Here is a 4,033-nt window from a genome sequence, read left to right on the forward strand (position 1 = left end):
AACCCTACCGAGAACCACCGTGGTGACCGCCACTTCAAAGGCGGTCAGGTCCTACACCACGTCCAGGAACGCGACCCGGAGGATGTTCCCACCTCGCAGAATACCCCGGAGCAAGGTTAGGGGCTTGTGCCAGCAGAGTTGAACCAACGCAGAGGTGATACGGGTAAAATTCGGAGGAGAGGGTGCGCTCAAGCTGGCGGCCATCCCGCCAGAGTTGCAACCACGGCCAAGGAAAATGCCCGCTGTCTCGGCGACCTCAAGCAGTGGATGGCCCTGCTGGGTAAGCCAGTATGCCCCGTCTCCGTCGCCAACCGCGAGCGCGACATTCGCGACCTGCTCTGCCTTTCCCAGGAACCCGGCACCACCTCCCCATCCGGACGTGCAACGGTCATTTCGGGGGTCATGGAACCTGTACTGCCGTGTTCCAGATGGCTGAGGCCAAATGTCCTGGCCTGCGTCGCGACGCGCTACGCGATGCTCAGGGTGGCGTGATCCACACTACCCTCGAACTCCGATCATATCGGATCCGCATATCCGGAGGCAGACGGATCGAGGGTCCTGGCCGGGCTATCACCGGCCTGCAGGCAGAGCCACGCATTGGCCCAGCTCCACACTGATTTCCTCAAGCGAGAGGCGTCCGATCTCTAGGATGAATACGATCCGGGCGCGCGGCAGCCCGGTGGCCGACGCTTCTGGCCCTTGCGTCATCGGCGCCAGCGTCGCGCGGCCGCCTGCCAATTGGAACAGGAACGAACGCCCCGGCTGCTCCACCGCCTCGAACATTCCCTTGGCCCGCGCCAACCGGGAGGCGAGCCGCCCGATGGCTGCCTGGAACCGTGGCAGGGATAGTGGCGCCTCGGCCGTCCAGCTCAGCGTCTCGAAGCGGTCGATGCGCGGGCGACGGGGGCCGGCCTCTCGCTGCCGCGGCGGGCGGGCGGGATCCTCTGGCAGCACCACCGGCAGCGGTATGCGTCCCTCCGGCGCCTCCACCAGCACGGCGGCTGGGCGAAGGGCAGCCAGTGCCATGCGGATCGATCGCTGCCCGGCCGCATCAGCCAAATCGGTCTTGCTCAGCGCCACCACATCGGCCATGCGGAGCTGGGCGCGCAGCAGCGGGTCCTCCAAGCCTCCCGCTGCGGCGGTGGCGTCCACCACGCACAACACCGTCTCCAGCGGCGCTTCCCGCCAGATCACCGGATCCATCAGGTTCCGCACGATGTCAGCCGGGTCGGCCACGCCGCTGGTCTCGATCACGATGGCCTCGGGGCGCGGATCGCGGCGCAGCAGATTGGCCAAGGTGCGCAGCAGGTCGCCCTCCAGCGTGCAGCAGATGCAGCCATTGGCAAGGCTGACCACGCCGTCACTGGCGCCGGCAACCAGCTCGGCATCGATGTTGATGGCACCGAAGTCGTTAACCACGGCGGCAATGCGCCGGCCATCGGCCTCTGCCAGGATGTGGTTCACCACCGTGGTCTTGCCCGCCCCCAGAAAGCCGGTGACGAGGACAATGGGAACGGGGCCGCCTGTCATCAGCGGGTAATGCTCGGCCGCCGCACCGGCTTGCCGGAACGCGCCGCCAAGTCCAGCACGCCGTCTGCAATCACCGGCTCGCCGCTGACGAGCAGGTGCCGCACCCCTTCGGCCGCGCGATTCATAGCGGTGAATTCGGCACGGTCGGTCAGCGTCTCAAGGTCGAACACCACCACATCCGCGTCCGCGCCCGCCGAGAGGCGGCCCTTGCCCAGCATGGCCGGCGTGCTGCTCTCCAGGATCTGTGCGGGGATCAGCGAGCACTTGCGGATGCCCTCCAGCAGTGAGACGGCCTGCCGCTCGCGCACCCAGTGGCGGATGAAGCGGGTGAAGCAGCCGGCCGAGCGCGGGTGGGAGGTCGCATCCTCCGGCAGCGGCCAGGCCTCGCCCGTGTAGGTGCTGCCATCCGGCATGCTCCAGGGCATGGCGTCCGAGGCGATGGCGCCGTCCGGATACAGCACCGCCATGTCGAGCAACTCGCGGTGCCGCTCATTGTGCTCGATGTCCAGCACGTGCCAGAGCACCAGCTGCGACGGATCGTCGGACTGCGCCGCCATCAGCTCGTTGCGGTCGCGAAAACGGTGCCCATCCGTCACCCGCTGCACGGAATCGTAGCCAAGCCCGTTGCGGGCCTCGAACTCGGGATCGCTGAAAAAGGCGGCGGCGAGCACGGTGGAGCCGGTACCGTAGGGATAGGCTTCCACCGTGATCGGCAGGCCCTGCGACTGCGCCTTGCGCACCAGCTCGTAGCAGCGGGCGATATCCGTCTTGCTGGAACTGTTGAAGTGGCAGATGTGCATGTGCGCGCCCGTGGCACCGGCATAGCCGATCAGGCGGATATAGGCCTCGGCGGCGCTCTGCGGATCGATGCGCGCCATGTAGGCGACGTGGGTGAAGGTCGGCACCTTTCGCTCCGCCGCCAGCTGGCACACCGCCGTCAGCTCCTGCACCCCGGCACCTGGGGCATAAGCGTTGAGGATGCCGATGCCGATGCCGCCCTCGCTCAGCCCCAGGGCAATGCGATCCAGGATGCCGTCCATCTCCGCATCCGTCGCGATGTTGTCCATCCAGCGCCGGTCGCGCATGGCACGCCCAAAGGCCTCGAGCGAAGATTCCTCGTTGGTGCCAACCATGGCGCCGATGCGGGCGAAGGCCCAGTTGACGGCGGCGCCATAGTTCAGGACGCGTCCTTGCTCTGCCTGGCGCCGGTACCAGGAGGCCACCGGCATCACGCCGGCTTCCAGGTCCAGCGTCGTGGTCACGCCGTCAAAGGCCTGCATCCGGTCGGCAGGGATGGACTGGCCATGCGCGTGCAGGTCGATGAAGCCGGGGGCGACCACCAGGCCGGTGGCATCGATCACCCGCTCGGCCTCGCCCAGCCCGGTGCCGATGGCCGCGATCCGGCCATCCTGAACCACCACATCCGCGACGGCATCCATCCCACTCGCCGGATCCACCACCCGACCGCCGCTAATCACCAACCCGCCCATATCGCCACTCCACCTGCCAGAAGCCATCCTGCCGGGCCCGCGACCGCATGGATCCCGGCTACGGCAGGTCCCGGTTCCTGCAGTAGAGACGCATCGGGCGGCCTTCGCAATGCGGCGGTGACCATGGCAGGATGGAAAATGATCCGCCGGCCGCGCCCGTCGATCCGTCGCGGGCTATCAATCGCAGTCAAGCCGGCCGGAGACGGCATTGGCCAGAGCGGCCACTCGCCGCGATCATCCTGACGGGATAGAGGTATTGTTGTGCAGGCCATAGACCCAGGCATTCAGCCCGTCCTGGTTCTCGTCAACTTCGGTGCCCGCGATCTAGATCTCCACCAGCACGCCGCACTCTCCTCGCTCGCCGATTGTCTGGAAGGAACAGACATAGGAGACGCCGTAATAGGCGACGGGTACACGTCCGGGCACCGCCTGGTGCAGTGCACCGACTATTGTGGTGGCTAGGTGATGAGCCACAGCCACGGGTCAGCCACCGGAGCCGGATGACGCGGAACGACGATCAATCCCTCCGGCACAACAACCGTGACCGGACGGTAGCAGCCGGCATTGGCCGCGATCTTGCTGACAGCGATGGCGAGCACGGCGTAGTAGGCTGGAGCCTGAGGAGGCGAGGATGGCATCGACGGGCCACAGCGGAGGATCTTCTCCAGCTCATCCCGGCCGATCCTCAATCTGAGGATCTTTTTGGCAGCGAGTACGCTTGCGCCCAAACAGCATCCAGACCGCCACAAGCGCGACCAGGATGCCCATAACGCTGTCGAAGCTGACGATGGCAGAGAAGGGTGAGATGATGAACAGGGCCGGGATCAGCATCAACGGGCCAAAAATGTTCTGCCCGAGCTTCTTCAGGAGGTCTGATACCAGTAGTCCGTTATCTTCCGTGCCGGCTTTTCCGATCTCGTCCAAGAGTGATCTTATCTCGACTTTGGCCATCAGGCGGCGTGACAGAGGGCGTAAGCCCAGGCGTGCTGGAGCGCTTGCCGAGGTTTTGCGCC

Annotated in this window: 4 protein-coding genes; all 4 read right to left on the reverse strand. The window is 66.1% G+C overall.

The genetic code is table 11. The features are described 5' to 3' along the window. Positions 1 to 570: 570 nt before the first annotated feature. Positions 571 to 1,530, reverse strand: coding sequence for a CobW family GTP-binding protein (locus D2K64_RS22960; protein WP_120010702.1), 960 nt, complete (start codon positions 1,528 to 1,530; stop codon positions 571 to 573). Beyond that, positions 1,530 to 3,047: an amidohydrolase family protein gene (locus tag D2K64_RS22965; RefSeq protein ID WP_306418953.1), complete on the reverse strand. Its 1,518-nt coding sequence runs from the start codon at positions 3,045 to 3,047 to the stop codon at positions 1,530 to 1,532. Before D2K64_RS22965 ends, D2K64_RS22960 begins: the two co-directional genes overlap by 1 nt. 431 nt (positions 3,048 to 3,478) lie before the next feature. Next, the gene (locus D2K64_RS25235; protein ID WP_202910805.1) at positions 3,479 to 3,709 is read right to left on the reverse strand and encodes a hydantoinase B/oxoprolinase family protein; all 231 of its coding nucleotides are present in this window, start codon (positions 3,707 to 3,709) and stop codon (positions 3,479 to 3,481) included. Further along, the coding region (locus D2K64_RS22975; RefSeq protein ID WP_238384390.1) for an exopolysaccharide biosynthesis protein at positions 3,690 to 4,033 on the reverse strand (344 nt) is incomplete at its 5' end. The genes D2K64_RS22975 and D2K64_RS25235, both read right to left, overlap by 20 nt.

The organism is Teichococcus vastitatis, assembly GCF_003604215.1.
GTDB lineage: Bacteria > Pseudomonadota > Alphaproteobacteria > Acetobacterales > Acetobacteraceae > Pseudoroseomonas > Pseudoroseomonas vastitatis.